Origin of the sequence: Candidatus Halocynthiibacter alkanivorans (assembly GCF_003333265.1) — a bacterium.
GTDB classification, from domain to species: domain Bacteria; phylum Pseudomonadota; class Alphaproteobacteria; order Rhodobacterales; family Rhodobacteraceae; genus Halocyntiibacter_A; species Halocyntiibacter_A alkanivorans.
The window spans coordinates 1-1,902 of the sequence record NZ_QOLB01000005.1; the positions used below are offsets into that span (position 1 = coordinate 1).

Sequence of the window (1,902 nt, forward strand, 5' to 3'; positions counted from 1 at the left end):
TCACGGACGATATCGCTGACCGAGGTCGCTTTGTAGCCGTTCTGCCAAAATATACCCATGGCTTTCTCGATCACCGCATCACGAGTGTATGTTCTAGGTCTGCCCATGTTCGCTTTATAAAACGATCGCTTGAAAACTTCAATAGACCCTCCAAGGCATGCTCAATTGACGCCCCTCACGAAGCATACCGAAAAGTGGAACTCAGGACCGAAGTATCCTTGCGAAAGAAAATCCCGCACTGTGGTCATTCAATCAATGCGCAGCGAAAGTCCGGAACCCGCCCTTTGTGTGTACGTCGGCAGAGTTTTTGGGTCCAAAGGCGGCCTAAACTAAGAGAGTGTGTGGCTCATCTGGTTGGTTTGATTATGCGGCGTGCTGGCGGTGATGCAAGCGTCGCGCTTCGAGCGTCCTTCGTTTGATCCTTTCTCGCTGTTGTAGAATGGCTTTGTCCCGGCCGAAGTAGACATCGGCGGGTGTGACGTTGTTCAGGCTCTCGTGGTAGCGCTGATGGTTGTAGTGGTCGACGAAGGCTTCAATCTGCGCTTTGAGATCGCCGGGCAGGAAGTAGTGTTCCAGCAGAATGCGGTTCTTCAGGGTCTGGTGCCAGCGCTCGATCTTGCCTTGGGTTTGCGGATGATAGGGCGCTCCGCGAGAGTGCTTCATGCCTTTGCCCTGCAACCACTCAGCCAGTTCGCCAGAGACGTAGCTGGATCCGTTGTCGCTGAGCAGACGCGGCTTGTGAACAACGTGGACTTGGTCACAACCGGACGCTTCTAGAGCCAGATCCAACGTATCAGTAACATCCTCAGTCCGCATGTTGGTGCAGAGTTTCCACGAGATGATGTAGCGGCTGTAATCGTCGAGGATGGTGCTGAGATAGAACCAACCCCACCCAAGAACCTTGAGATAGGTAAAGTCTGTCTGCCAGAGTTGGTTGATGGCAGTGGTTTTGTCTTTGAACTCGCTTGCAGCCTTGATCACGATGAAGGCAGGGCTGGTGATCAGGTCATGCGCCTTGAGGACGCGGTATACAGAAGCCTCTGATACAAAATAACTTTCCCTGTCTGTGAACGTCACTGCCAGTTCTCGTGGCGACAGCTCTGTCTCCTTCAGCGCCAGCTTGACGACCTTGTGCCGGACCTCATCAGGTATGCGGTTCCAGACATGCTTTGGCTTGGGAGATTGATCCTGCAACCCAGCCTCACCGCGCTGAAGGTATCGGTCGTACCAGCGATAGAATGTGGTGCGAGGAATGCCCAGCTTGGCCAACGTCAGACGTGCCGATAGATGCGATCCTTCGACCAGCCTGATGATCTCCAGCTTCTCAGATGCGGGGTATCTCATTCTTGGTCGCCCCCATCGCCTGTCATGCTTTTTTTGAGCAAACGGAGTTCAAGCGTTTGTTCCGCCACGACTTCCTTCAGGTCACGGGCCTCTCGGCGCAGGTCTTTGACTTCGTCAGTTGTGGCAGCACGGGCCGTGTCGCCAGCCAGTCGGCGCTTGCCTGCTTCCATGAAGTCCTTAGACCATTTGTAATAGATGCCTTGAGAGATGCCTTCTCGGCGACACAGCTCGGCTATGCTGTCTTCGCCGCGCAAGCCATCCAGGACGATCCTGATCTTCTCTTCAGATGAATAGTGTTTGCGCGTTGCACGTTTGATATCTTTGACGATCTTCTCGCCAGGGCTTTTGCGTGTTCCAGTGGTCTGTCTCATCTTCCACTCCTCAGTGGTTACGATGAGCCAAGAACACTCTCTTATCAAATACGGCTATTTGGACCCATAAGCGCTGACGTCAGACAATTAAAGTAAGACCCCATGTAGCGCGAGACGTTGCCATGATTGCAATGGTTGCTGAATTGAACAATCTGCCGACCAAGCAGGTGAAGTATTGGTGTCATTA

General features: G+C 53.1%; 1 protein-coding gene. It reads right to left on the reverse strand.

Going from position 1 to position 1,902, the window contains the following annotated elements:
- Positions 1–363: 363 nt before the first annotated feature.
- Positions 364–1,715, reverse strand: a protein-coding gene (locus DWA01_RS00045; protein ID WP_419186971.1) for an IS3 family transposase whose coding sequence is annotated in 2 segments (ribosomal slippage) — positions 364–1,379 and positions 1,379–1,715 — 1,353 coding nt in all. Because the reading frame shifts where the segments join, the coding sequence is not laid out codon by codon here.
- Positions 1,716–1,902: the final 187 nt, after the last annotated feature.